This window comes from Micromonospora sp. NPDC049203, assembly GCF_043197215.1.
GTDB lineage: Bacteria > Actinomycetota > Actinomycetes > Mycobacteriales > Micromonosporaceae > Micromonospora.
On the sequence record NZ_JBICSV010000015.1, the window covers coordinates 66238 to 92612 of the forward strand.

Genomic DNA, 26375 nt, shown 5'->3' on the forward strand with positions numbered 1-26375 from the left:
CGGACGTCGCCGACGGGGCCGGCGTCCGCTGTGGAGGGGTGATGGCCGAGCCGCCGACCGGGACGTCGTCGCACCGCGCGCAGGCGCACGGCAGGCACGCCAACAACCGCCGCTACCACGACGGCGCCGAGGTCGACGGGTACGTCGACGACCCGTACCACAGGGTGCGCCGCGCGGTCGCGGCCCGGCTGCTCGCCGAGGGGGTGACCGGGCGCGGGCCGGTGCTGGAGCTGGGCTGCGGGCCACGCGGCATGCTCGACCCGGCCACGCTGCCCGGCCCGGTGGTGCTCGCCGACGCGGCCGAGACGGCGCTGGGCACGGCCCGCGCGGCGGCCGGCGGGCGGGCGCTGCCGGTCTGCCTGGACGCCACCCGGGGCCTGCCGTTCCGGGCGGGCAGCTTCGCCGGGCTGCTCGCCGGGGAGCTGATCGAGCACGTGTACGACCCGCTGGCGCTGCTGCGGGAGTGTCACCGGGTGCTGGCACCCGGTGGCCTGCTGGTGCTCACCACCCCGAACCTGGCGCCGGTGCAGGACCGGCTGGCGTTCCTGGCCGGCCGGGCGCCACGCCAGATCGACCCGCTACACCCGTACCTGTGGCTGCACATCCGTCCGTTCACCGCCTCGCTGCTGCGCCGCGCCCTGCGCCGGGCCGGATTCACACCGGTGGCGCTGCGTTCCAACGAGGTCGGCTGGCGGCTGCCCGGCGGGCGGTGGGTGGCCTCGCGCCGGCTGGCCCGCGCCGCGCCCGGGCTCGGCGGCTCCCTGATCTGCGCCGCCCGCCGGCAGGGCGGGGCGTCACCGGCCCGAAACAGGGTGTGATGGCGACATTGACAGCGGGCTATCATGGAGGTTCCGTCGTCGACCGGGGGATGTCATGACGCGCCTGCTCGCCTGGGTCGTGACCAATCTCGACGCGTTCATCGGCCTGGTGCTGGCGCTCACGGTGTCCGTGCTCGGCCTCACCAACACGGTCAGCCAGGATCTGGTGAACAGCGCGATCCTGCTGGTCCTGGGTCTGCTCGCACAGGCGATGCTGCGCGACCGGCTGCGCCGGCGCACCACCGAGCGGGAGGTCCGCCAGGTCATCTCGGACACCCGCGACCGGCTGACCGACCTGGTGCCGCAGATGCAGGAGATCACCGGCCCGGAAGGCGCGCTGAACCGGGCCCGCGAGGCCATCGACAGCGTGTCCATGGTGCGGGTTCTTCACGGCAGCGAGGTCGGGCAGGCGCTCGCCGACGCGCGGCGGCACACCGACCAGTGGAGCTTCAAGGGCGGCACCGGCACCTTCCTGCGCGCGGTCACGCTGCCGGACTGCCTGGAACACGCCCGGCGGCGCAACGCCACGCTCACCGTCGCGATCGAGATCATCGACCCGACCGACGAGGAGGTCTGCGAGCGGTACGCGCGGTTCCGGCGCAGCCTCGACCCGGACGCGCCGGGCGAGCCGTGGACCGTCGACCGCACCCGCAAGGAGTCCTACGCGACGGTGCTGGCCGCCTGCTGGCACCTGCAACGCTCCGGCCTGCTCACCGTCGACGTCCGGCTCTCCGCGCAGATGACCACGTTCCGCTACGACCTCTCCTCCTCCTGCGTCGTCATCACCCAGGAGAACCCGCAGACGCCCGCGCTGCGCATCGACCGCGGCGAGGTCTACTACAACCGCTTCAACATCGAGCTGGACTACAGCCGCCGGCAGAGCCGGCGCGTGCCGATCGAGGCCGCGGCCCAGGTCAAGCTCGACGACGAGCCGTCGGTCGAGCAGGTACGGCGGTTGTTCGCCGCGCTCGGCCTCACGCTGCCCCGCTCCTTCGGCGACCGCGAGGTGGCCGACATCATCGGCAAAGCCGTCCAGGCGAGGAACCCCTACTCATGACCAGTTACACCGACCTCGAACGGGAGATCGACCGGGGCACCCGGCCGGAGCTCCTACGCGGCTGGGTGCTGGACGTGCTCGACGACGTCGCCGAGGGGCGGCGCCCGCTGCGCGCGGTCCGGCACCCGCTCGGCTTCACCTGCCTGCCGGTCGAACGCGACGGCCCCGACGGTGTCTGCGTGCACGCCTGGCCCGCCGACCCGCCACAGGTGCGCCCGACCACCTCCACCATGCACTCGCACAGCTGGGACCTGCTCAGCCACGTGCTGCACGGCACCGTCCGCAACGAGCTGATCGAGGTCGACGACGCGCCCGCCGACCCGTCCTGGCGGGTCTACGAAGTGCGCAGCCTCGGCGAGGTGGACGAGATGGCCGCCACCGACCGGCTGGTCACCGCGATGACCGCCACTGTGGAGACGCACTCGGCCGGCGACTCGTACGCGCTGCGCGCCGGCGGCTTCCACACCTCGGAGGTCGACGCCGGTGAACCGGCGGTGACAGTGGCGCTCGGCCGGACCACTCCCGGCACGTGCGACCTGAGCCTCGGCGCGGTGGACGGGCACAGCCACCGGGTACGCCGGGACCGATGCGACGCGGCCGAGACCGCGCGGATGGCGCGGGCGATCGCGCGACTTGTGGCACGGGGCTGACTGGCTGGAGGAGCCATGGACGTGGAGCCGAGCAGAGGCGGGCCCGACCTGCGCGAGGCGCACCGGTTCGCGGTGGAGGCCGCCCAGGCGGCGGGCCGGCTGCTGCGCCGGGGCACCCGGGGGGAGGTGCACGCCCGGGCCAAGAACGACACCGGTGACCTGGTCACAGACCTCGACCTGGCCGCCGAACGGCTCATCGTCGACCGGATCCGGGCCCGCTGGCCGGAGCACGGCGTGATCGCCGAGGAGGGCGGCGAGTACGCCCCGGACACCACCTGGGCGTGGCTCGTCGACCCGCTCGACGGCACAAACAACGTGGCGATCGGGCTGCCCGCGTACGTGGTCGGGATCGCCCTGTGCGACAACGGCTCGCCGGTGCTCGGCGTGGTGCACGACCCGGTCGCCGGCCGTACCTGGTCGGCGGTGCGCGGCCGGGGCGCGTTCGTGCACGCGTCCGGCCCGGCCGCGCGGCCGCTGCGCGCCGCGCACCGCCCGGTGCCGTCCGCGCCCGTGCTGGCCTGGACCCAGGGGCACGAGGTACGCCGGGACGACAGCACCGCCCGGGCGCTGAAGGTGGTGCTGGACACCAGCGCCCGCCGGGTGCTGCAACTGTGGGCGCCGCTGCTGTCCTGGGTGATGCTGGCCCGGGGCGACATCGACGGCATCGTCGGCTACCGCCCCGAGGCGGTCGACCTGCCGGCCGGGATGCTGCTCGCCGCCGAGGCCGGCATGGCGGTACGCGCCCTCGACGGCGGCACCTTCGACGACAGGTACGGCTGTCCGCCCGACCGGCGCAGCTTCGTGGCCGGGCCACCGGAGACCATCGACCGGCTGGTCAAACTGGTCACGGCGGCACAGTGGATCGAGCCGCAGGTGCGTCGCCTCACCCCCGTCGGCCTCGGCTCGGTCGGCTGGTGAGGCGCGATCCGCTAGCCTCGGCCGGATGGCCGCCAGACAGCTCAAGCTCGGGCTCCGGGTCCGCGACCTGGACCGCTCCCACCGGCTCTACCGGCGACTTGGCTTCAAGGAGATCCCGAACGCCGAGCAGACGAACCTGCGCTACCTGACCTTCGGTCACACCTGGCTGATCCTGTCCGACCTGCACCGCCACGGCCACCACAACGCGCAGCGGGAACGCGACGTCAAGGCCGGGCCGCCGGGGCTCGGTGTCGTGCTCACCGTGCCCACCGCGGACCTGGACGCCACGTACGCGCTGTGGTGCGACGAAGGGCTGCCGGTCACGCTCGAACCCGAGGACGTGGGCTGGGCGCGGATCTTCTACGGGCTCGACCCGGACGGCTACGAGGTGATGTTCGAGCAGTTCCGTCCGGCGTCGCGCTCCGCCGACGCCTGACGGGCGTCGCGGCGGGTCAGGGCCTTGACGGCGTCCGGGCGGCCAGGAAGTCCGCCCAGGTCCGCACGCCTCTCGCGGCGCCCGGCCGGGCCAGGTTCGCGCCCTGGCGGTACGCCCTGCCGGCCCGCCCGGGGATTCGGACCGGCAGTCGCGCACGGCGCTTCCCGGTGGCCGCCAGGTAGCCGGTCAGCAGCTCACCGATCCCGTACGTGTGCGGCCCGGCCAGATCCGGCACCAGCCCGGCGGGCGCGCCCAGCGTCAGCTCGGCCAGCCGCGCCGCGACCTCGGCGGCGTCGACCGGCTCCAGCCGCAGCCCGCCCGGCACCGGCGTCACCGGCAGCCGGGTCATCGCCGTCAGCATGGTCAGCACCAGGTCGTGCGCCTGCGCGGCGCGCAGCACCGTCCACGGGACGCCGGAGTCCGTCACCGCGCGCTCGGCGTCGAGCTTGGACCGGATCCAGGCCAGCGGCACCCGGTCCGCGCCGGTTACCGAGATGTGCACCAGGTGCGCCACACCGGCCCGGTGCGCGGCGCGGGCCAGGTGGGCGGTGGCGCGGTCATCGCCCTTCGCGCCGCCGGCCAGGTGCAGCACGGTTGACACCCCGCGTAGGGCGTCATCGAGGTCCGCGCCGCCGAGCAGGTCGGCGCGCACGTGGGTGACGCCGTCGCCGGACTGTCCGCCGCGCCGGCTGAGCACCCGCACCGGGTGCCCGGCGGCGCGCAGCAGCGGTACGACGTGCCGGCCGATCGTGCCGGTGCCGCCGGTGACCAGGATCTGTGGGTTCATCGTCTCGCCTTCCGTCGCCTGTGCTGCCATGTCGACCCGCGCCGGCCTGCCGACGTGACAGATGTGACGGCGGTCACTTCCGGTCACGTCGGCCGGTCGTGGCGGGTCGAGACGACGTGCGGGAGAGGGAGGCTCAGGTGATGGGGCACGGGCTGGCGGAGCGGTTCGAACGGGAGCGGCCGCGGCTGCGCGCCGTGGCGTACCGGCTGCTCGGCTCGCTCACCGACGCCGAGGACGCGGTGCAGGAGACCTGGCTGCGGCTGGCCCGTACCGACCCGGCCACCGTGGACAACCTGGACGCCTGGCTGACCACAGTGGTCGCCCGGGTCAGCCTGAACACGCTGCGGTCCCGCGTCGCCCGACGGGAGGACTCCCTCGACGTCCGCCTGCCCGACCCGGTGGTGGACACCGGCGCCGACGACCCGGCGCACGCCGCGGTCCTCGCCGACTCGGTGGGGCTGGCGCTGCTCGTGGTGCTGGACACGCTGAGCCCGGCCGAGCGGCTCGCGTTCGTGCTGCACGACATGTTCGGCGTGCCGTTCGACGAGATCGGCCCGCTCGTCGACCGCTCACCGGCAGCGGCCCGGCAGCTCGCCAGCCGGGCCCGCCGCCGGGTACGCGGACAGGCGCCCACCCCCGACCCCGACCTGACCCGGCAGCGGGCGGTGGTCGACGCCTTCCTCGCCGCCGCCCGCGACGGCGACCTCGACGCGCTGATCGCGGTGCTGCACCCGGACGTGGTGCTGCGTTCCGACGCGGGGACCGCCCGCGCCCGCCACACGGTCGTGCTCACCGGCGCGACGACTGTGGCGGCGCAGGCCACCACGTTCGGGCGGCTGTTCCCGCACGCCCGGCCGGTGCTGGTCAACGGCGCCGCCGGGGTGCTGGTGAGCGCCGGGGACCGTCCGCTGTCGGTGATGGCGTTCACCGTCACCGGCGGGCGGATCGCCGCCGTGGACGTGATCGCCGACCCGCGCCGGCTGGCCGCGCTCGGTCTCGCCGGCTGACCCGGAGCCGTCTCAGTCGACCAGAACCAGGTTGGCCATGTCGACCACCGGCCGGAAACCCAGCCCGGCATAGAGCCGGTTCGACACCGGGTTGGCCTGGTCGGTGAACAGGCACACGCGCGCGCCCTCGGCCGTGAGCAGCCGGCACACCTCGGCTACCGCGTTGCCGGCCCAGCCGCGCCCACGCTGCTCGGGTGGCGTGTAGACCGGCCCGATCCGGGCCACGCCGAACGACGGCGGGTTGGCGGCGGTCAGGTGCACCGGGACGCCCGACCCGTCGGTCCAGAACCAGACCCGCCCGTCCCGGATGCGGCGCAGCAACTCGGCGCGGTCGGGCGTCTCGTGTGCGCTGGTGCCGGGCGGGCGGCCCGCCTGCTCGTCGGCGTCGGCCGTGAACGCGCCGAACCACGCGGCGACCAGGTCGACCTCGTCGGGCCCGGCGGCCCGCAGCGCGCCGGGCACCGGGGCCGGTGGCGCCAACTGGTCCAGCACGTGCAGCCGGGTGTGCTGGCCGACCTCGACCCGGCCGCCGTCGAGGCGTGCGACCTCGTCGGCGCAGGCGCGCGCGGCGGGCAGCGCGCCGTTGACCGCGCGGATCCGTTCGCCGCGCCGGTGCCACGCCCGCGCCAGCGCCACGGCGGCCTCCGGCGGCATCGGCAGCAGGAACGCCGGCCGCGGCGGGAACGGCGCGGTACGCATCGCGGCGCCCACCACCGCCCCGGAGCCGTCGCGCACCACCAGCCACCAGTCGTCCTCGGGCAGCGCGACGCCCTCGGCGCGGCGGGCCGCCATCCGGCGCGTGACGCTGGCGACGACGGTGTTGATCACCGGGTCGGCGGCAAGGTACGCCTCGGCGGCGGCGAGGAACTCGTCCGGGTCGGTGCAGAAGTGCAGGGTGGGCGCGGCGGTCATGCGGGCACCGTAGTCACTGCCCTCGGCCGGGTCGTAGCGGTTTTCCCGCCCCCTGCTCAGGGGGCGATGCGCAGCCGGCGGATGTGGGTGTCGTCGTACTCCTCGAACCGGAACCGCAGCCCGGCGAACGGGCTGCCGGGGAAGTCGCCGCTGATCGTCGCCGTCACCACCGTGCCGGCCGGCGTCTGCTCGACGTCGGTGATTTCGTACGACACCAGCGGCGTGCCGCTGCGCCAGGCGCGGATCTCCGCGATCCCGCGGTGGGTGCGGCCCTCGTCCTCGACCACCGCGTCGTCGGCGAACAGCGCGAGGTAGGGCTCCTTGTCGGCCTGGCCGGCGAGCGCGAAGTAGCGGCGGACGATCTCGGGCGGGTTGCTCATGGGCGCGATGCTAGGCGCCGGGACCGACAAGAAGCGCCGTGACGGTGGCGGCGGTGGCCAGCACGGCGAGCACGGCGCTGGTCGCCACGAACCGGCCCAGCGGCACGGCCACCCCGGCGGCACGGCAGCGCTCGTACCAGATCAGGGTGGCCAGCGACGCCCACGGTGTGGCCAGCGGGCCCACGTTCGTGCCGATCAGCAGTGCCAGCAACTGGGTGTGCCGGTCGACGGCGATCACCGCCTCGCCGGCCAGGTACGCGGGCAGGTTGTTCACCGCGTTGCTGAACAGCGCGCCGACCGCGCCCGCCCGCAGCGCCCCCTCCGCGCCCGGGTCGGTGCCGATCAGCGTGCCCATCACCGTGTCCAGACCGTGCCGCCCGATGGTCTGCACGACCAGGAACAACCCGGTCACGAACACCAGCAGCCGCCACGGCACCAGCGCGAGCCGCAGCCGGTGCCGGGCCCGGACCGCGAAGCCCGCGACCAGGATCGCGGCGGCCACCCCGGAGGCGACGCCGATCTCCACCCCGGCGAGGATCCCGGCGACGAACAGCAGGCAGGCGGCGAGCGCGGTGCGGTAGAGCACGCGGTCCGGCGGCACGTACGGCCGCGGCGGGACGAACGGGTCGGCCCCGGCGCGCGCCGGACGCCAGTACCACCGCCACAGCAGCAGCGCGGTCACCGCGACAGCGACCAGTTGCGGCCACCACATCCGGGCCGCCCACGGCACCGGGGCCAGATCGACCCGGTCACTGGCCAGGATGTTCGTCAGGTTGGACACCGGCAGCAGCAGGCTCGCCGTGTTGGCCAGCCACACGGTGGTCATGGCCAGCGGTGTCGGCGGCACGTTCAGCGCCCGCGCCAGCGCGATCATCACCGGCGTGAGCAGCACCGCCGTGGTGTCCAGGTTGAGCGCGATGGTGGTCACCGAGGCGAAGCCGACGCAGAGCCAGAACAGCGCCCGGAAACTGCCCCGCGCGGTGACCGCCACCCGGGTCGCGAGCGCGTCGAACACCCCGGCCACGGCGGTGAGCTCGGCCAGCACCACCACCGTGCCGAGGAAGATCAGGATGGGGACGACCCGCCGCATCGTGCCCTCGGCGTCGGCGCGGGGCAGCAGCCCGGTGAGCACGCACACCACCCCGAGCACGGCCAGCCCGATCGCGATCCAGTCCAGCACGTGCAGGCGGCCCCAGCGGGAGCGGTCGGGCACGGCGTTCGGCGGATCGCCGGGGGTCTCCACGAGGGATGATCCTCGCACACGCCGGCGCGGGCGGAGGAGCCCGACGCGGCCACGATCCGAGCTGCCGACGGTGTCGATCCGTTGACCGTCGGTGGTCATAATGACCATGTGGTTGTAGGCGCGCACCCCACCCGGACCGACCGCCCCATCGATTTCTTCATCAGCTACTCGCCGGCCGACGAACGCTGGGCGACGTGGCTGGCGTGGGAGTTCGAGGCCGCCGGCTACCGCACGCTGCTGCAGGCGTGGGACTTCGTCGCCGGCACCAACTTCATCGACTTCATGGACCGCGGCGTCCGCGAGGCCGAGGTGGTGGTGGCGGTGCTGTCCGAACGCTACCTGCACTCCACCTACGGCAAGCTGGAGTGGCAGGCCGCGCTGCGCGCCGACCCGGACGGCACCGGCAACAAGCTCGTCACGGTACGCGTCGAGGACTGCCCGATCGACGGCCTGCTCGCCACCATCACCTATGTGGACCTGGTCGGTGTGGACGACCCGGCGCAGGCCCGCAACCGGGTGCTCGACCGCATCCGGGAGGCGCTGGACGGCCGGGCCAAGCCGATGCGGCAGCCGGCGTTCCCGCACCACCCGGCCGACCCGCACGGGGTGCTCGCCGCGCCCGCCACCGGAGCGCCGGCACCCCGCCGCGCCCGGCGTACCCCGATCAACCCGCCGCCGTTCCCGCCCGCCGCGACGGCCCCGCCGACGGCCCGGGACACAGTGACGGTGCTCCAGGTCGCCGGGCCGCGGTTCGGCCGGGGCGTGATCACGCCCGGTGCGCCGGTCACCCCGGGCGAGGTGCAGGAACACCTGATGGGGGACCTCACGCTGCTGATGAACGACGGCGTGCCCCGGCCGGACCTGCTCGTCGTCGCGGGCAACCTCACCGAGTCGGGCAGCCCGCGCGAGTTCTCCGACGCGCTGAGCTTCCTCACCGGCCTGCGGGTGCTGCTCGGGCTGGAGCCGCACCGCCTCGTGGTGGTCCCCGGCCCGCGCGACGTGACGATGGCGGCCTGCCGCGCGTACTTCGCCACCTGCGAGGCCGACGACGTCGACCCGCAACCGCCGTTCTGGCCGAAGTGGCGGCACTACGCGCGCCTGTTCGACGACCTCTACCAGGGCCTCGACGACCGGATCTTCGACAGCGAGCAGCCCTGGACGCTGTTCCCGGTGCCCGACCTGCGCGTGGTGGTGGCCGGGCTGAACTCCACCATCGCCATCACCCACCGTGAGGAGGACCGGTACGGCTTCCTCGGCGAGGCGCAGTCCAGCTGGTTCGCCCAGCGGCTGCGCCACTACCAGCAGTCCGGCTGGCTGCGGCTGGGCGCGATGGCGCACGCCCCCGGCGCGCGCAGCCCGTACGCCGACGAGGTGCCGCCGGACCCGGTGTCGCTGCGCGACCGGGGCTCGGTCAACCGGCTGGTCGGCCCGATGCTCAACCTGCTGCTCTCCGACGCCGCGCCGTCGGCCCGGGTCGACCCGGTGGTGCCGCTGGCCGCCGCGCCCCGCGACGGCCGGGCGCAGGTGCTGCGGCTCGGCGTCGACGGGATGACCCGCTGGGTGCTCGGCCGCGACGACCGGCTCGACGGCGGCACTGTCACCGCGGTGTCCTGGCCGCGCGCCGAGGCCACCTTCGGCGCGTCCGGTCCGGCCCAGGTGCCCGACCCGCGCCGCCCGGTCGCCGTCGAGGGGGCCACCCAGGGTGCGGCGGCCGCCGCCGCGCCGGTCGCCCCGGTGCGGCGGCTGCTCGACCGGCTCGCCGAGGTCTGCGAGGCGCGCTACGACCGGGTGGTGGTACGCCGCGTCGACACCGACCCGCCGCACCTCTACATCAGCTACCGCTCCGACGGGGTGGTCCGCCAGCAGCGCGTCGGCGCGCACGTGGGCACCCCCACCGCCGCCGACCTGGACGCCTTCGCCCGCCGGGTCCACGCCACCGACCCGGACATCGCCTCCGAACTGGTCTACGACGGCGACCGGGTGCCGCGCGGGCTGGCCGAGGAGGCGCAGCGCCGGGGCGTACGCGTGCTGCACCTGACCGAGTTCCAGGGCCTGCTCGACCTGCGCGAGTACGTCGCGGCGCAGACCGCCCGGCTCCAGGCCGACCGGCTCTACCCGCCCGGGCAGTACGTGCCGCAGCGCTACCGCCACCTGGTCGGCGCCGACCAGCGCGTGCGCGACGACGTGGTGGACGAGCTGCTGGAGACCGTCTCCGCGCCGGACGGCCGGTTCGTGCTGGTGCTGGGCGACTTCGGCCGGGGCAAGACGTTCGCCCTGCGGGAGGTGGCCCGCCGGCTGCCCACCGCCGCGCCCGACCTGATCCCGATCCTGGTCGAGCTGCGCGCGCTGGACAAGGCGCACTCCGTGGACGGCCTGGTCGCCGCGCACCTGGCCAACCACGGCGAGCAGGTGATCGACCTCAAGGCGTTCCGCTACATGCTGCGCCAGGGCCGCATCGTGCTGCTGTTCGACGGGTTCGACGAGCTGGTCGCCCGGGTGACGTACGACCGGGCGGCCGACCACCTGGAGACGCTTCTCCAGGCGGCCGAGGGCAACGCGAAGATCGTGGTGAGCAGCCGTACCCAGCACTTCAAGACCAACTCGCAGGTGCTGACCGCGCTCGGCGAGCGGGTCGGCCTGCTGCCGCACCGGCGCGTGCTGGCGGTGGAGGACTTCACCCCCGGGCAGATCGAGGCGTTCCTGCGCAACCGGTACGGCGGCGACGAGCGGGCCGCCCGCGAGCGGATGGACCTGCTCGCCGGCGTGAAGGACCTGCTCGGGCTCTCCCGCAACCCGCGCATGCTCGGCTTCATCGCCAACCTCGACGAGGGTCGGCTGGCAGCGGTGGCCGGTGCGGGCGGCACGTTCAGCGCCGCCGCGTTGTACCGGGAGATCCTGGAGTCCTGGCTGGACTTCGAGGAGCGCCGTACCCAGGGCATCCCGGGCGCCCCGGTGAGCCTGCGCCGGCCCGAGCTGTGGCAGGCGGTGAGCCGGCTGGCGTTCCAGCTGTGGGAGAGCGGCGAGGCCTACCTGCGTCTGGCCGAGCTGGCCGAGTCCACCGGTCAGCTCGCCGGGCGGGCCGACTCGCGGCTGTCCGGCCCGCAGGCGGCGCACGCCGTCGGCGCGGGCAGCCTGCTCGTCCGCACCGACGACGGCCTGTTCGGGTTCATCCACACCTCGGTGATGGAGTGGCTCGTCGCCGAGGGCGTGGCCGAGCAGATCAACAGGGGCGAGGAACCGGCCGCGCTCGCCGTACGGTCGCTGTCCGCGCTCGCCGTGGAGTTCCTCGGCGACCTCGCCGACCCGGCCCGCTGCACCGCGTGGACCGCCCGGGTGCTCGGCGACGAGTCGGCCGGGGAGACGCTGCGCGCCAACGCGCTGCGGCTGTCCGCCCGGCTGCGCCTGCCCGACCGGGCCGACCTGCGTGGCGCGGTGCTGCGTGGCGAGGACCTGTCGCACCGCGAACTCGCCGGAGCCGACCTGACCGGAGCCGACCTGACCGACGCGCGGCTGGTCGCCACCAACCTGACCGAGGCGCGGCTGGAACACGCCCGCCTGCGGGGCGCCCGCCTGGACCAGGCCCGCCTGGCCGGGGCGGACCTGCGTGACGCGGAGCTGGCCGGTGCGCGGCTGTTCCGTACCGACCTGCGCGGCGCCCGGGCCGCGGGCAGCAGCTGGCACCGCACCGCGCTGATCGACGTCAGCGCCGACGCGGCGCTGCTGCGCGCCCCGGAGCTGCGCGGCGCTGTCGTCGCGCCGGGCCGGCCGGTTGCGCCGGGCCTGGCCCCGCCCGCCGTGGGCGTCGGCTACGGCTTCGAGGTGGGCCGGCTGCCGGTGCCGGTGGCGTACAGCCCCGACGGCGCGGTGCTGGCGGTCGGTAGCGACGACGGCGGCGTGCTGCTCTGCGACACCGCCACCGGGCTGCCGGTGCGCACGCTCCAGGGACACCGGTCCCGGGTGTACGCGGTCCGCTACGACGCCGCCTCCCACCAGCTCGTCACCGGCTCGGCCGACCTGACCGTACGGCTGTGGGACGCCGACCACGGCGACGTGCGGCACGTCATCGAGGACGTCTTCGCCGGCTGGGTGTGGCCGCTGCTCACCGACGGCCGCCGGGGCCGCCTGGTGGTCGGCGACGCGGCGGGCGTGGTGCGGCTCTACGACACCCGCGGCGCCCGGCTGCGCCACGAGTGGCCCGGCCACGCCGCGCCGATCTGGGGCACCTCGTTCAGCCCGGACGGGCGGCGGGTGGTGGTCGCCGACAGTGCCGGCACCGTCCGCGGCTGGGACATCCCCACCGGCAAGCTGGCGTTCGAGGTGCAGGAGCCCGAGGTGGTCTACCGGGTGGTGCACTCGCCGGACGGCCGGCTGCTGGCCGCCGTCGGGCAGCACGGCCGGGTCTGGATCCGCCGGGCCGCCGACGGGGAGTTGCTGCGCGCGCCGCGCGGCCACGAGGCCGACGTGTACGCCCTGGACATCAACCCGGACGGCACGCTGATGGCCACCGGCGACACACACGGCGCGTTGCGGCTCTGGGAGACCGAGACGGGCCGGCCGGTCCGGGTGCTGGGGCGGCAGCGGGGCGCGATCTACAGCGTCCGGTTCAACGGCGACGGCAGCCTGCTCGCCACCGCCGCCAGCGACGGCGCGATCCAGCTCTGGGACACCGACGACGGTCAGGTGCGGCACGAGCTGACCCGGCACCGCGGCTCGGTCTGGCCGGTGGTCTGGCGGCCGGACCAGAACCAGGTGGCGACCAGCAGCAACGACGGCACCACCCGGCTGTGGGACGTGCGTACCGGGCAGCTTCAGCACACGCTGCGCGGGCACGGCCGCAAGGTCACCGCGCTGTCGTTCCGCGACGACGGCGAGGTGCTGGCCGCCTGTGGCAACGACGGCGTGATCCGGCTCTGGGAGCCGCGTACCGGCCGCCTGCTGCGGCAGCTCGCCAGCCCGGCCGACCGGCTGCTGTCTGTCGTGTTCTGCCCCGAGGAGCCGCTGGTGGCCACCCCCAGCGGCGACGGCGGCGTGCACCTGTGGAACACCGACACCGGCGCCGACGAGCGCGAACTGAACGTGGACACCGACCACGTCTGGGCGGTCGCGTTCAGCCCCGACGGCGACGCCCTCGCGACCGCGAACGACGACGACACCGTACGCCTCTGGTACCGCCGTACCGGCCGGCACTTCGCCACGCTCACCCCGCACCGGGGGCGCGTGCGCACCGTCGCGTTCAGCCCCGACGGCGAGACCATCGCCACCGGCTGCGACGACCAGACGGTACGGCTCTGGGACGCCGCCACCGCCACCTGCCGGCTCACCTTGGAACACCACACCGACCGGGTCTACTCGGTCGGCTTCAACAGCGAGGGCACGCTGCTCGCCAGCGCCGGCAACGACGGCACGGCGGTGGTCTGGGACGCGGTCACCGGCGAGCGGCGCCTGGTGCTCACCGAACACGACGGCCGCCTCTGGTCCTGCGCGTTCAGCCCGGACGGCAACCTGCTCGCCACCGCCGGCGACGACCTGGTGATCCGGCTGTGGGATCCGGTCACCGGCCGCCTGCACGGCACGCTGGCCGCGCACACCCGACGCGTCTGGTCGGTGCACTTCAGCCCGGACAGCAGCCTGCTCGCCAGCGCCGGTGACGACGGCACGGTACGGCTGTGGGACGTCGCCGACCCGGAGCACGCCCAGCTGCGGACCACGCTCATCGGGCTGCCGGACGGGTGGGCGGCGGTCAGCCCGGACGGCCGGTACAAGCTGGACGGTGACCCGGGCGGCCAGTTCTGGCACGTGATCGGCACGTGCCGCTTCGAGGTGGGCGAGCTGGACCCCTACCTGACCCAGGTCCGCCGCCTGTCCGTGGACGCCCCCTTCTGACCTCGCCCGCCCCGTCGATCAAGGAGTTCGTGTCCGGATCGGACGTCGTCTCCGGCACGAACTCCTTGGTCAACTCGGGGCAGGCGGGGGAGGCGGGGCGGCAGGTCCGGTCCAGCGGATCTCGCCGTCGTGCCACACGTCGGTGGGGGCCAGGCCGCAGGCCGTGGCCACCGCGGCCGACGCGCGGTGGTCGGGATGGATGTGGGCCACGAGGGTACGCACACCGCGCCGCCCCAGCCAGCCGGCCATCCCACGGGCGGCCTCGGTGGCGATCCCGCGCCCCTGCCACTGCGTTCCCACCACCCAGGCGATCTCCGCGACCGGTCCCGCGGTGGCCGGTGCCGCCTCGTCGAGGTGCCGGTGTCCTACCGCCCGCGCGCCCGCCGTGGCGGCGTCCGTCACGGTCCCGTGTGGCTCGGTGACCGTGGCCTGGACGAAGCCGGCCAGCCGGCCGCCGTCCCGGAGCCGGATGACCCAGTTGCACCACGACTCGGCCGGGTCGGGTGAGCCGGCGACAAGCCGTTCGTAGCGGGCCCGCAACGCCGCGGGGGACGCGGGCTCGCCGCCGATGAAGGTGTGCAGCGCCGGGTCGGCGAGGACGGCGGCCATCTCCTCGGCATGCTCGACACTCAGCGGCAGCAGATTCAGCCGCGCGGTCGGGATCGGTTCCGGCGTGAACCCGCCCATCGACGCCGGCGCGCCGGTCACTTCATCCATGATCGCGCTTCCAGGAGATCGATGACCTGGTCTCGCGGCAGCGAAACGGACCTCACGGTATCCCAGCCCGCCCCGAGAAACGCAACGCCATTAGCGAACCACAGCCCCGGCCAGCCAGCCTCGATGATCTTGCAGTTTGTGCCCGGGTGAATGGGGCATTCGGGGCGCCGCTCGGGCCGAAAGTGCAAGATCGCGGGGAGAGAGGGAGGGGCGGGGGCGCCGGGGCGGGCGGGGTGCCGCCCGCCCCGGGTCGGGGCACCGGTCAGCGGCGCCACTTCTGGTTGGGGGCGCCGGTGCAGTCCCAGATCTGCAGCCGGGTGCCGTCGGCCGAGCTGGGACCGGTGGCGTCCAGGCACTTGTTGGCCTGCGGGTTGACGATGTCGCCGGCCGCGCTGAACACCCACTTCTGCGCGCCGGTGCCGTTGCAGTCGTAGAGCTGCACCTTGGCGCCGCTCGCTGTCGACCCGGCGGCCACGTCGAGGCACTTGCCGAGCGCGCGTACCGAGCCGTCGGCGTTCCAGGTCCAGCGCTGGGCGGCGGTGCCGTTGCAGGTCCAGAGCTGCACCGGGGTGCCGTTCGCGGTGTTGGCGCTCGCCACGTCGACGCACTTGTCGCCGTACCCGACGATCTGCCCGCCGGTGCCTCCGCCGCCGTTGTCCCAGGCCTGCACCCGGACGTAGTCGACGGTCATGGTCTGCGGGAACGTGGTGCCGCCGTCCGGCGAGCCGGGCCAGTTGCCGCCGACCGCCACGTTCATGATCATGAAGAACGGGTGGTCGAAGACCCAGCGGTTGCCGCCGATGTCGGCGGGCGTCTTGCGGGAGTACGCGACGCCGTCGAGGTACCAGGTGATCGAGTCCGGCGCCCAGTCCACGGCGAAGGTGTGGAAGGCATCGGCGAGCGCCTGGCCGCCGGGTAGCGAGGTGGACGCGCCAACGCCGCTGCCGCCGGAGTAGCCGGGGCCGTGCAGCGTGCCCCAGACGGTCGACGGGGCGTAGCCGACGTTCTCCATGATGTCGATCTCGCCGCTGCCGGGCCACGGGTTCGTGCCGATGTCGTTGCCGAGCATCCAGAACGCGGGCCACAGTCCCTGTCCACGGGGGACCTTGATGCGCGCCTCGAACCGCCCGTACGCCTGGGCGAACGTGCCGTTCGTGAGCAGCCGGGCCGAGGTGTACTGGCAGTTGCCGTACCAGCAGTTGTAGCCGCCGGGGTTCTCCCTGCGGGCGGTGATGACCAGGTTGCCGTTGCCGTCCAGCGCGGCGTTGCGGGTGCTGTTGGTGTAGTACTGCAGCTCGTTGTTGCCCCAGCCGCCGCCACCGATGTCGTAGCGCCACTTGCTCGCGTCGGGGGCGGCGCCGGCCGGGCCGTTGAAGTCGTCGGACCAGGTGACCGCGCCGGGGGCGGCGATCGCGGGGGAGTGGGGGACGAGGGCGAGGGCGGCGGTGAGGCCGACCGCCGTCGCCGCCAGTGCGGCGAGGGTACGGATGGTGCGCACGGGGCGCCTCCTGCGGGGGATGGTGGCCGTCACCGTCGCGGCGGCCGGCCCCGCCCAACGGTTAACAAACCATACAGATAGACTTCGATGAAGGTATGAACGAAGTCGGTCGATGTCAAGAGAGCGCTTCCCGCTGGGGCTCCGGCGTCGGCTCGGGCTCGCGCTGCCGCACCACGGTGGGCCGGCGCATGTCCCGCCACGGGCCGCCCAGCAGCGGAGTGAGCACGACCAGCAGGTAGCAGGCGCCCATCACGACGAGCGTGGACGTCGGGCCGAACCGGTCCGCGGCGAATCCCGCGCCGACCGCGCCGGCCGGCATGGCCGCCCATGCGCCCGCGCCGATCACGCCGTACACCCGGGCCCGCATGGCCGGTGGCACCCGCTCCAACTGGACCGCGCCCATCAGCGGATTGAGCGCGCCGGCGGCCAGCCCGGCCACCGCCACCACGGCGGCCACCACCGGCAGCGGCGGCGCGGCGGCGAGCGCCCACAGTGGCGGGGCACCGCACAGCACGTACGCGGTGACGAACGTGGCCCGGCGCGGCAGCCGGTGCCCGATCCCGCTGAACACCAGCGAGCCGACCAGCGCCCCGCCGCCCATGACGCCCACCAGCAGGCCGAACGCGGCCGGCCCGCCGAGTTCCCGTTCGGCGACCACCGGCAGCAGCACGTTGCTCTTCGCCGCGTCGAACAGGTTCGTCACCAGCACCAGCAGGACCATGGCGCGCAGCAGCGGCTCGCGGACCAGGAAGCGCAGCCCGGCGGCGAACTGCCGCCAGTAGCCGCCGGTCTCCGGCTCGCTCCCGTCGTCGGACGGCCGCAGGCCACGCGGCACCAGCAGCGTCACCACGAGCGCCGACACGGCGAACGTCACGGCGTCCAGCGCCAGCACCGGCACCGCCCCGAACAGCCCGACCAGCAGGCCGGCCACGGGTGCGCCGATCATCCGGGCGCCGCGCGAGGTCGCGTCCTCCCACCCGGCGGCCCGCTCGATCGGCACCCCCGCCGCCGCCGCGGCCTCCGGCAGCAGCGCGGTGCGCGCCGTCTGCCCCGGCGTGTCCAGCAGGCCGCTGACGAAGACCAGGGCCAGCAGCGCCGGGAACGGCAGGCCGACCGTGGCGTGCAACAGGGGTACGGCGGCGATGGTCGCGCCGGAGACCACGTCGGCGAGCACGCTGGAGCGCCGGTAGCCGATCCGGTCGACGAGCACCCCGCCGAACGCGCCGCCGAGCACCACCGGCGCGGTGGCGAACGCGCCGGCCAGCCCGGTGGCGGCCGGTGAGCCGGTCTCGGCCAGCACGTAGAGCGGCAGCGCGATGAGCGTGAGCACGTTGCCGGTCAGCGAGACGGCGTGCCCGATCAGCAGTCCGGCCAGGGGCCGGCGGTCGCGGGTCACTGCGGCCCCCGGTAGGCCTGCCAGATCAGCGTGACCATCTCGGCGCCGGGCCGGCCGGGTGCGCCGCGCTCCTGCCAGCGCCGGCCCAGCGCCGACAGCTCGTCGCGCAGCTCGACCAGTTCCTCCGGCGTCAGGCGTAGCACCATGTCGCTGCTGGTGGTGCCGCGTACCCAGGCCGGGTCGAGGCTCGCCTCGGCGTCCAGGTACGCCTGGTAGCGGTCCGCGTAGCGTTGCATGGCGGCCTGGCGCAGCAGGTTGCCGGCGAGGTGGCGCTCCGGGTCGTCGAGCAGTTCGAGGGGATCCCAGTCGGTGGTGGCGTGCGCGGCCCGCCACCACCGCTCGCGCCGGTCCCGGGCCAGCTCGGGCGCCCCGGTGACGAAGCCGTGCTCGGCCAGCTTGCCGACGTGGTAGCTGACCGAGCCGACGGCCTCGCCGGTGCGCTCGCTCAGCATGCCGACCGTCTGCGGGCCGCGCAGGCGCAGCTCGCCGAGCAGTCGCAGCCGGGTGGGGTGGGCCAGTGCCCGCATGGCTCGCGGGTCGCTCACGCGCCGGTTGCCGGTTCCGTCGGTCATGCCGCCAGGCTAGACCGACAAGACATGATGTACAAGATGTCTTGTATTTATCGTGATGCCTCCGGGGTGTGGCGGTACAGGTCGCGCAGCAGGCACGCCTCGGACAGGTGGTGGATCATCTCCCGGTTGATGTGCAGCACCAGCGTGGCCATCGGCACGTCGGCGAACGGCCCCTCCGCCGGGCCGCAGGGGCGGGCCAGGCCCTCCTCGCCGAGCGCCTCGACCCCCGCCGTCCAGGCGGCGTACTCCTCGTCGAGCTGCGCCAGCGCGCCGACGGCGGTCGGGGAGTAGGGGAACGCGCCGTAGTCGGTCGGCGCGCGGCCGAAGTGCGACGCGTTGCGCATGGCGAGGACGCCGACGATGACGTGGGCGAGCCGCCAGGCGATGGTGGTGAACGGCGGCGGATCGGGCTGCGGCATCGCGAAGTCGATCGCCGGGGTGCCGCCGTCGCCGCGCGGGCGCACGCTCCAGCAGCCGGGGACCGGCTCCCAGAGATATTCGTCGTCGGTCAGCCCGGCGAGGCGGTCGCGCAACTGGTGGGTCCAGTGCCAGGTGAGCTGGTCGCGGAGCAGCGGGTTCCAGGTCAGATCGCTCATGCGCCTCAGGGTGCCACCGCCCTGGGACAGAAAGCGGCGCGCTCAGCCCCGCCGCGCCGCCGTCCGGCCCTTGAGCCGGCGGCCCATCTCCCGGGCGATCTCCCGCTTGGCGTCCCGCTCGGCAAGCGCCTGGCGCTTGTCGTACGACCGGCGGCCCCGCGCGAGGCCCAGCTCCACCTTGGCCCAGCCGTCCGCGAAGTACATCGACAGCGGCACCAGTGTGATGCCGCCGTCGCGCAGCTTCTCCAGGATCCGGGCGATCTCCACCCGGTGCAGCAACAGTTTGCGGGTGCGCCGGGGCGCGTGGTTGGTCCAGGTGCCGAAGCCGTACTCGGCGATGTGCAGGCCGTACAGCATGATCTCGCCGTCGCGCTCCTGGGCGAACGCGTCGACCAGCGACACCCGCCCCTCGCGCAGCGACTTCACCTCCGTGCCGGCCAGCACGATGCCCGCCTCGTACGTCTTGAGGATGTCGTAGTCGTGCCGTGCCTTCTTGTTCGAGGCGATCAGCTTGCGCCCGTTCTCCCTGGCCACGCGAGCAGGGTACCGGTCGGCGGCGGCTGCGGGCCGGTCGCCGGGCGCGTCGCGGCCACCCAGCCGGTGGTGATCAGCAGCAGCGCGGCACAGTAGGTGATCATCACCAGCAGGCCCCGCCCGGGCAGCTCGATCCCGGCCGCGCCCACGCCGATGAACAGGTCGGAGACGAGGAAGAGCGCCCCGCCCACGGCGACCCGGGCGGACACCCCGGTCGCGGCGGCGGCCATCAGGCACAGCGCCAGGCTGTAACCGAGCACCGGCAGCCGCAGTGGCCCGAGCATGCCCCAGAGCAGCGCGTTCGCGCCCGCCCAGGCGAGCAGGTAGCCGGCCCACGCCACGGCCCGGGCCCGCCGGTACCGCACGAAGGCGGTGATGAACGCGATCTGGGTGACCAGGAAGAAGCCCATGCCGGCCAGGAACGCGGTGTCGCCCCGCAGGAGCAGGGCGACGTCGCCCGCGGTGGCGGCGACCAGGCCCACCGCCACCGCGTCGATGCGGCGCCGGTGCGCCAGGAGGTACGCCAGCAGCACCGGCGCCAGCAGCGGCTTGGCCAGCCACTGGAGCGGTGTCGAGTCGAGCGCGACGCCGGTCAGCTCGACGGCGGCGACCAGCCCGAACAGGGGCAGCAGCCAGGAGCGCCTCATCGGGCGGGCTGCCAGCCGGGACGGCCGAACAGGTAGCCGAGGCGGTGCCGCCAGCAGTCGGCCCGGCGTACGTCGGACCAGATGGCGGCGAACTCGTGTGTTGCCACCCGCAGCGGGTTGTAGGTGCCGATGTTCCGGGTCAGCCCGTAGCGCACGGTGGCGCGCTCGGGCTCGAAGCTGCCGAACAGCCGGTCCCAGACGATCAGGATGCCGCCGTAGTTGCGGTCCAGGTACTCGGTGTTCGAGCCGTGGTGCACCCGGTGGTGCGACGGCGTGTTGAAGATCCACTCAATCGGCCGGGGTAGCACGTTGACCCTCTCGGTGTGCAGGAAGAACTGGTAGAGCAGGCTGATCGACTGCTGCAGGAAGATCATCCACGGTGGGATGCCGAGCAGCGCCAGCGGCAGCCAGAACGGCAGCGAGGTCATCGGCGTCCAGCTCTGTCGCAACGCCGTCGACAGGTTGTAGTAGACGCTGGAGTGGTGCACGACGTGGCTGGCCCAGAGCACGCGTACCTCGTGGTGGGAGCGGTGGAACCAGTAGTAGGCCAGGTCGTCGGCGAAGAACAGGATCACCCAGGTCCACCAGTCGCCCGGGGACAGCTGCACCGGCGCCACGGTCCACAGCGCCGCGAACAGGCCGACGGTGAGCAGCTTCCACGGGAAGCCGATGATCTGGCTGCCCAGCCCCATGGACAGGCTGGTGGTGGTGTCGCGCAGCTCGTAGCCGCGTTCGTCGTCGTCGGGCAGGAAGCGGTAGGAGACCGCCTCGATCACGATCAGGAGCAGGAACGCCGGCACGGCGTACAGCACGGCGGGGATCATGCGCGCGCTTCCCTTCCGGGGGTGGGGGTGGTGGGGGTGGTGACCGGCGCGGTCAGCAGCGCCCGGGCGTGGCGGGCCGCCGCCGTGCCCTGACCGGAGGCGACGGCCGCGGCGAGACGGCGGTGCCCGGCGACGTCGAGCAGTTCGGCCGCGCGGGCGTCCGGGGGGACGTCGCCGACCGCGAACGTGCCGGCCACCAGGCTGTTGAACGCGAGCTGGTAGGCGGTGTTGCCGCTGCCGCGCACGATCAGCCGCCAGACGGCGATGTTCGCCTCGTTCATCAGGTCCAGGTCGGGGGCGAGGTCGCCGTACTCCTCGGCGGCCCGCACCACGGCGGCGACCACCGCCGCGTCCGCGCGCTCGGCGCAGAGCCGGGCCGCGTCGATCCCGACGCAGGCCCGCATCTCCAGCATGTCGCGCACCAGCGTCTCGACCGGGAGTACGTCACCGGAGCGCGCGAGGGACAGCGCCAGGTCCAGCCCGGCGTGCACCCGCCAGTCGAGCACCCTCGTCGCGCCGCCCTGGCTGACCCGGACCAGGCCGAGCTGTTGCAGGCGGCGCAGCGCCTCCCGGACCGCGTGCCGGTTGACGGCGAACGCACCGGCCAGTTCCCGCTCACCGGGCAGCGTCTCGCCCGGCGCGTAGCCGCCGGACACGATCGCGTCACGAATCCGGCCGAAGACGTGGTCGGAGACCGAGACACGAGGCGCGGGATCGAAGGTCATGCGCAGCAGTGTGGCCCCGGACACATCAACCCGTCAACTGGTTGTACCAGTTATTTCCGGTGGCCGGTGCGTGCCGTCCCGGTCACCCCTCGTATCCTTTCCGCCGTAGGCCGCCAGAGTGGAAGGGAGTCGGTGTGAGCGACCGGGTCGAGACGTTGGAGTTCCAGGCCGAGGCCCGTCAGCTGTTGCAGCTGATGGTGCACTCGATCTACTCGAACAAGGACGTCTTCCTGCGCGAACTGATCTCGAACGCGTCCGACGCGCTGGACAAGCTGCGGCTGGAGTCGCTTGTCGACAAGGAGCTGTCGGCCGACACCGCCGACCTGCACATCGAGATCGAGGTCGACAAGGACGCCCGTACGCTCACCGTGCGGGACAACGGCATCGGCATGACCCGCGACGAGGTGGTCGGCCTGATCGGCACCATCGCCAAGTCCGGCACCGCCGAACTGCTGCGCAAGCTGCGCGAGTCCGCTGACGCCGCCGCCTCCCAGGAGCTGATCGGCCAGTTCGGTGTCGGCTTCTACGCCACGTTCATGGTGGCCGACAGGGTGACGCTGCTGACCCGCCGCGCCGGGCAGGCCGGCGGCACCCGCTGGGAGTCCACCGGCGAGGGCACCTACTCGATCGAGGAGGTCGAGGAGGCGCCCCAGGGCACCTCGGTCACGCTGCACCTCAAGCCCGTCGACACCGAGGACAACCTGCACGACTACACGGCCGAGTGGACGATCCGCGAGATCGTCAAGCGGTACTCCGACTTCATCTCCTGGCCGATCCGGATGACTGTCGACAAGCCGGGCGAGGACGGCGCGACCACTCGCGAGGAGCAGACGCTCAACTCGATGAAGGCGCTCTGGGCGCGCTCGCGGGACGAGGTCGACGAGGCCGAGTACAAGGAGTTCTACCGGCACGTCGCGCACGACTGGGCCGACCCGCTGGAGACCATCCACATGCGCGGCGAGGGCACCTTCGAGTACGAGGCGCTGCTGTTCCTGCCCTCGCACGCCCCGCTCGACCTGTTCTCCCCGCAGGGCCGCCGCGGCGTGCAGCTCTACGTCAAGCGCGTGTTCATCATGGACGACTGCGACGCGCTGATGCCCAACTACCTGCGCTTCGTCAAGGGCGTGGTGGACGCGCACGACCTGTCGCTGAACATCTCGCGGGAGATCCTCCAGCAGGACCGGCAGATCCGCGCGGTGCGCCGCCGGCTGGTCAAGAAGGTCCTCGCCACGCTCAAGGACATGTCCGCCGAGTCGTACCGCACGTTCTGGACCGAGTTCGGGCCGGTGGTCAAGGAGGGTCTGCTGGAGGACCCGGACAACACCGAGACGCTGCTGGAGCTGGTGCGCGCCGCCAGCACCCACGACCCGGCCGAGCCGACCACGCTGCGCGCGTACGTGGAGCGGATGCGCGACGGCCAGACCGAGATCTACTACGCCACCGGCGAGAACCGGACCACCATCGAGAACTCGCCGCACCTGGAGGCGTTCCGCGCCAAGGGCTACGAGGTGCTGATCCTCACCGACCCGGTGGACGAGGTGTGGGTCGAGCGGGTCGGCGCGTACGACGGCAAGACGCTGCGCTCGGTCGCCAAGGGCCAGGTGGACCTGGAGACCGAGGAGGAGAAGGAGAAGGCCGAGGCGGAACGGCAGGAGTACGCCGACCTGCTCACCTTCCTCGGCGGCGCGCTCGCCGACAGCGTCAAGGAGGTGCGCCTGTCCACCCGGCTGACCACCTCACCGGCCTGCGTCGTGGGCGACGCGCACGACATGACGCCGACGCTGGAGAAGATGTACCGGGCCATGGGCCAGGAGGTGCCCCAGGTCAAGCGGATCCTGGAGCTGAACCCGGCCCACCCGCTGGTCACCGGGCTGCGCAAGGCGCACGGGGAGGGCGGCGACCCGGCCGCGCTGACCGAGACCGCCGAGCTGCTGTACGGCATGGCGCTGCTGGCCGAGGGCGGCGAGCTGGCCGACCCGGCCCGGTTCACCCGGATCCTGGCCGACCGCCTGGCCCGCGGCCTGTAGCGGTGAGGCGGGGCCCCTTCTCGTCGCGCGGGCGACAAGAAGGGGCCCCGCCTCACAACTGGCCGGGGAAGAACCCGTGCCGGGCCAGCGGCTCGACGATCTGGTGCTCCTCGTACGACAGGTGCGACAGCAGCGTGTCGGTGAGCAGGTCCACCGCCTCCTGGAGCTGGGTGAAGTCGCCGGGCCGGCGGACCAGCTCCACGAGCGCGCGGTCGACGCTCTCCACCACGCCGTGGATCACCACGTGTTCCTCCTCGAGGCGGTCCAGCACGGCGGCCAGCCCGGTCTCGGAGCGGCGCAGGTGCGGGAAGATCGAGGCGTCCTCAAGCCCGTGGTGCTGGGTGACCATGGTGCAGTACGCCGCGCAGTACGCCCCGAGCGTCCAGTTGTTCTGCCGCATGGTCATCTCGTTCAGCGCGGCCCGCGCCCGGCCCGGCGAGACAGTGCCCCGCTTGACCTGTTCCAGCAGGTCGCGCACCTGGGCCAGCTCCTGGCGCAGGTGGTCGTGCACGTCCACCAGGTGCTGCCCAGCGGCCTGTCCCCGGGGCGGGTAGACGTGCCCGGCCGGCGGCGGCGGGGCGCTCGGGCGAGTGGACTCGTCCCAGGGGCGGCGCGCGCTCAGGCGTACCCCCGGGTCCGGGGTGGGCGTGACCCCGAGCGTGCTGGGCGCGCCGGCGGCCTGTTGCCCGGTGGCCGCGCGGGGCTCGGGCGGGGTGCGCTCGGCGGCGACCAGCTCGCGCACGGCGGGCGCGACCTCCTGGCCGAAGATCTGGATCGCGCGCGGCTCGTCGCTGCCGAGGATGAACGTGGTGATGCCGTGCTCCAGCGTGAGCCCGGCCAGTTCCTCGACCCACTGTTCCGGCGGCCCGGCCAGGAAACCGGCCGACGAGCGGGCGAACGTGCCTGTCACGTTGAGCATGCGGCGGATCGCGGCCGGGTCGCGTCCGGCGGCCCGGGCGCCCTCGTCCACCAGCGCGTTCAGGGCGGGCAACTCGTCGGGACCCTTCGGCAGGTACGACAGCGACGGCAGCCAGCCGTCCGCGGCGCGGCCCACCAGGCGCAGCATGCGCGGCTTGTACGCGCCGACCCAGATGCCCACCGGGTGGGCGGGCGCCGGGCCGCGCTTGGCGCCGACCACCCGGTAGTGCTCGCCGTCGAGACGGATCATGCCGCGGTGGTCGGTGTCCCAGACCTCGCGGATCACCCGGATCGCCTCGTCGAGGGCGTCGACGGCCGCGCCGGGGGACAGGCGCCGCCCGCCCGTTGCCTCGATCGCGTCCCAGAAGGCGCCCGCCCCGAGCCCCAGCTCGACCCGGCCGCCGGTGAGCAGGTCCAGGCTGGCGACGCTGCGCGCCAGCACCACCGGCTGGCGCAACGGCAGGTTGAGGACGTTTCCGGCCAGGCGGACGCGTTCGGTGGCGGCGGCCACGTAGGACATCAGCGTCCAGGTGTCCAGGAAACCCGGCTGGTACGGGTGGTCCTGGAAGGTGACCAGGTCCAGTCCGACCTGCTCGCAGAGCCGGGCCAGCGCCACCACCTGGTCCGGCTGCGCGGCGGCGGGGGTGAGGAAGCCGCCGAAGGTCAGCTCGTGTCCGTGATCGGTCATCCGTCCCGCCTCCCGTGATCTTGCCCAGCCCTGCCACGGTAGCGCCCGGTCGCCCGGCCGGGTGAAGGGCATCACAAGAAGTGGACGATCGGCGCAAAGCGCTCCTAGCGTCGGTTTCGTTCGCAGTAGCGGACACCGCGGGCCGGAAACGCCAAATCCCGCCGCCGGCCGCGGTCACCGAACCTCGTGCGGGAGCGGGGGAACCACACGTTCCACGGTGCATCGTCACCTCGGGGTGAAGCCGCCACCGGCGGCCGGGCTCCTCGGCCCGAACCCGACAGCTCACCTCGTCGGCGTGGAGGAATCCACATGGCAACCGAATACTCAGCCCGAAGCCGCCGTACCGCTCTCGGAGCGGTGATGGCCGGCGCCGCCCTCGGCGCCGCGACCCTGTTCGGCTCGGCCGCTCCGGCCAGCGCGGGCGTCAACTGGGACGCCGTCGCACGCTGCGAGTCGGGCGGCAACTGGAAGATCAACACCGGCAACGGCTACTACGGCGGGCTCCAGTTCTCCCGTGCCACCTGGAACGGCTACGGCGGCCAGAAGTACGCCGCCCGCGCCGACCTGGCCAGCCGGTCCGAGCAGATCGCCGTCGCGGAGACGGTGCTGCGCGGGCAGGGCATCGGCGCCTGGCCGGTCTGCGGCAAGAAGGGCGGCTCGGCGAAGAAGAGTTCCGGGCCGGCTGCGGCCGAGAAGCGGTCAGGCGCGAAGAAGGCCGCGCCGCGGCGACCGGCCACGAAGAGGGCCGCGCCGGAGCGGGCCACCACCCTCGTCGCGCCACAGCCCAGGACCGGCACGGGGACGTACCTGGTCCGGCCGGGGGACACGCTGTCGGAGATCGCCGTGGCGCAGCGCGTGGACGGCGGCTGGCGTGCCCTGCACGAGCGCAACCGCGCGGTGGTGGGCGACGACCCGGGGCTGATCTTCCCCGGTCAGCGGCTGCGTCTGCGCTGACCGGTCTCGGGGGGGGGGGGGGGGGGGGGGGGCCGCCCCCCGGGCCGCGCCCCCCGCCCCCCCCCCCCCCCCCCCCCCCCCCCCCCCCCCCCCCCCGGCCGGACGCCAGCGGCCGCGCCGACAGCTCCGGACGGACGGGCGGCTCCGGACGGACGGGCGGCTCCGGGCAGGGCGACGACGCCGGGCGG

Annotated in this window: 23 protein-coding genes and 1 riboswitch; of the genes, 9 read left to right on the forward strand and 14 right to left on the reverse strand. The window is 73.9% G+C overall.

Features of this window, described 5'->3' with window-relative positions:
• The first annotated feature begins 41 nt into the window (after positions 1–41).
• From ACGFIA_RS27405 to ACGFIA_RS27425, 5 genes are read left to right on the forward strand one after another with little or no spacing between them, the layout of a single operon-like run.
• Positions 42–818: a class I SAM-dependent methyltransferase gene (locus ACGFIA_RS27405; RefSeq protein ID WP_357388737.1), complete on the forward strand. Its 777-nt coding sequence runs from the start codon at positions 42–44 to the stop codon at positions 816–818.
• Between the two features lie 55 nt (positions 819–873).
• Positions 874–1875, forward strand: coding sequence for a hypothetical protein (locus ACGFIA_RS27410; protein ID WP_357388735.1), 1002 nt, complete (start codon positions 874–876; stop codon positions 1873–1875).
• A complete protein-coding gene (locus ACGFIA_RS27415; protein ID WP_073828531.1) occupies positions 1872–2525 on the forward strand; it encodes a hypothetical protein in 654 nt (217 codons plus the stop codon). Before ACGFIA_RS27410 ends, ACGFIA_RS27415 begins: the two co-directional genes overlap by 4 nt.
• Positions 2526–2540: 15 nt before the next feature.
• Positions 2541–3443 (forward strand): inositol monophosphatase family protein, encoded by a 903-nt coding sequence (locus ACGFIA_RS27420; RefSeq protein WP_357471397.1) that lies wholly within the window; start codon positions 2541–2543, stop codon positions 3441–3443.
• A 25-nt stretch (positions 3444–3468) separates the two neighbouring features.
• Complete coding sequence (locus ACGFIA_RS27425) at positions 3469–3879, forward strand: VOC family protein (RefSeq protein ID WP_073828533.1); 411 nt, start codon at positions 3469–3471, stop codon at positions 3877–3879.
• Between the two features lie 16 nt (positions 3880–3895).
• On the opposite strand, the gene ACGFIA_RS27430 is transcribed toward ACGFIA_RS27425, so the two are convergent.
• Complete coding sequence (locus ACGFIA_RS27430) at positions 3896–4666, reverse strand: SDR family oxidoreductase (RefSeq protein ID WP_357471402.1); 771 nt, start codon at positions 4664–4666, stop codon at positions 3896–3898.
• A gap of 140 nt (positions 4667–4806) precedes the next feature.
• On the opposite strand from ACGFIA_RS27430, the gene sigJ reads away from it, so the two are divergent.
• Entirely contained in the window at positions 4807–5673 is an 867-nt protein-coding gene (gene sigJ / locus ACGFIA_RS27435) for an RNA polymerase sigma factor SigJ (protein ID WP_357471559.1), read from the forward strand.
• A gap of 12 nt (positions 5674–5685) precedes the next feature.
• Here the strand turns inward: sigJ and ACGFIA_RS27440 are convergent, their stop codons facing one another.
• The 3 genes from ACGFIA_RS27440 to ACGFIA_RS27450 are packed head-to-tail and all read right to left on the reverse strand — an operon-like array spanning position 5686 to position 8208.
• The gene (locus ACGFIA_RS27440) at positions 5686–6585 is read right to left on the reverse strand and encodes a GNAT family N-acetyltransferase (protein ID WP_357471405.1); all 900 of its coding nucleotides are present in this window, start codon (positions 6583–6585) and stop codon (positions 5686–5688) included.
• Positions 6586–6641: 56 nt separating this feature from the next.
• Complete coding sequence (locus ACGFIA_RS27445; RefSeq protein WP_073828537.1) at positions 6642–6965, reverse strand: nuclear transport factor 2 family protein; 324 nt, start codon at positions 6963–6965, stop codon at positions 6642–6644.
• Positions 6966–6975: 10 nt separating this feature from the next.
• Positions 6976–8208, reverse strand: coding sequence for an SLC13 family permease (locus tag ACGFIA_RS27450; RefSeq protein WP_357471408.1), 1233 nt, complete (start codon positions 8206–8208; stop codon positions 6976–6978).
• A gap of 108 nt (positions 8209–8316) precedes the next feature.
• On the opposite strand from ACGFIA_RS27450, the gene ACGFIA_RS27455 reads away from it, so the two are divergent.
• The gene (locus ACGFIA_RS27455) at positions 8317–14091 is read left to right on the forward strand and encodes a TIR domain-containing protein (RefSeq protein ID WP_357480039.1); all 5775 of its coding nucleotides are present in this window, start codon (positions 8317–8319) and stop codon (positions 14089–14091) included.
• A gap of 69 nt (positions 14092–14160) precedes the next feature.
• On the opposite strand, the gene ACGFIA_RS27460 is transcribed toward ACGFIA_RS27455, so the two are convergent.
• The 9 genes from ACGFIA_RS27460 to ACGFIA_RS27500 all read right to left on the reverse strand — a co-directional run bounded on the left by ACGFIA_RS27460 (position 14161) and on the right by ACGFIA_RS27500 (position 21600).
• Entirely contained in the window at positions 14161–14808 is a 648-nt protein-coding gene (locus ACGFIA_RS27460) for a GNAT family N-acetyltransferase (protein ID WP_357388717.1), read from the reverse strand.
• A 262-nt stretch (positions 14809–15070) separates the two neighbouring features.
• Positions 15071–16306, reverse strand: a complete 1236-nt coding sequence (locus ACGFIA_RS27465; protein ID WP_357388715.1) for a ricin-type beta-trefoil lectin domain protein — start codon at positions 16304–16306, stop codon at positions 15071–15073.
• 115 nt (positions 16307–16421) lie between these two features.
• Positions 16422–17702 carry an MFS transporter gene (locus ACGFIA_RS27470; protein ID WP_393262829.1) on the reverse strand — a complete coding sequence of 427 codons (1281 nt, stop codon included), beginning with the start codon at positions 17700–17702 and terminating at the stop codon, positions 16422–16424.
• Positions 17699–18274 (reverse strand): helix-turn-helix domain-containing protein, encoded by a 576-nt coding sequence (locus tag ACGFIA_RS27475; RefSeq protein ID WP_357388711.1) that lies wholly within the window; start codon positions 18272–18274, stop codon positions 17699–17701. The genes ACGFIA_RS27470 and ACGFIA_RS27475 overlap by 4 nt, the downstream gene beginning before the upstream one ends.
• A 47-nt stretch (positions 18275–18321) precedes the next feature.
• Positions 18322–18870: a DinB family protein gene (locus ACGFIA_RS27480; RefSeq protein ID WP_393262832.1), complete on the reverse strand. Its 549-nt coding sequence runs from the start codon at positions 18868–18870 to the stop codon at positions 18322–18324.
• Positions 18871–18912: 42 nt separating this feature from the next.
• Positions 18913–19404, reverse strand: coding sequence for an SsrA-binding protein SmpB (gene smpB / locus ACGFIA_RS27485; protein ID WP_013286513.1), 492 nt, complete (start codon positions 19402–19404; stop codon positions 18913–18915).
• The gene (locus ACGFIA_RS27490) at positions 19377–20051 is read right to left on the reverse strand and encodes a lysoplasmalogenase (protein ID WP_393262835.1); all 675 of its coding nucleotides are present in this window, start codon (positions 20049–20051) and stop codon (positions 19377–19379) included. The genes smpB and ACGFIA_RS27490 overlap by 28 nt, the downstream gene beginning before the upstream one ends.
• Positions 20048–20875 (reverse strand): sterol desaturase family protein, encoded by an 828-nt coding sequence (locus tag ACGFIA_RS27495; RefSeq protein ID WP_357388705.1) that lies wholly within the window; start codon positions 20873–20875, stop codon positions 20048–20050. Before ACGFIA_RS27495 ends, ACGFIA_RS27490 begins: the two co-directional genes overlap by 4 nt.
• Positions 20872–21600 (reverse strand): FadR/GntR family transcriptional regulator, encoded by a 729-nt coding sequence (locus ACGFIA_RS27500; protein ID WP_393262838.1) that lies wholly within the window; start codon positions 21598–21600, stop codon positions 20872–20874. The genes ACGFIA_RS27495 and ACGFIA_RS27500 overlap by 4 nt, the downstream gene beginning before the upstream one ends.
• A 134-nt stretch (positions 21601–21734) precedes the next feature.
• On the opposite strand from ACGFIA_RS27500, the gene htpG reads away from it, so the two are divergent.
• Positions 21735–23627, forward strand: a complete 1893-nt coding sequence (gene htpG / locus ACGFIA_RS27505; protein WP_393262840.1) for a molecular chaperone HtpG — start codon at positions 21735–21737, stop codon at positions 23625–23627.
• Positions 23628–23679: 52 nt separating this feature from the next.
• On the opposite strand, the gene ACGFIA_RS27510 is transcribed toward htpG, so the two are convergent.
• The gene (locus ACGFIA_RS27510; RefSeq protein WP_357480050.1) at positions 23680–25233 is read right to left on the reverse strand and encodes an LLM class flavin-dependent oxidoreductase; all 1554 of its coding nucleotides are present in this window, start codon (positions 25231–25233) and stop codon (positions 23680–23682) included.
• Positions 25234–25398: 165 nt separating this feature from the next.
• A riboswitch (cyclic di-AMP (ydaO/yuaA leader) is annotated at positions 25399–25544 on the forward strand.
• Between ACGFIA_RS27510 and ACGFIA_RS27515 the strand changes: the two genes are divergently transcribed.
• Positions 25543–26187, forward strand: a complete 645-nt coding sequence (locus ACGFIA_RS27515; protein WP_357480053.1) for a transglycosylase family protein — start codon at positions 25543–25545, stop codon at positions 26185–26187. Its footprint overlaps the riboswitch before it by 2 nt.
• Positions 26188–26375: the final 188 nt, after the last annotated feature.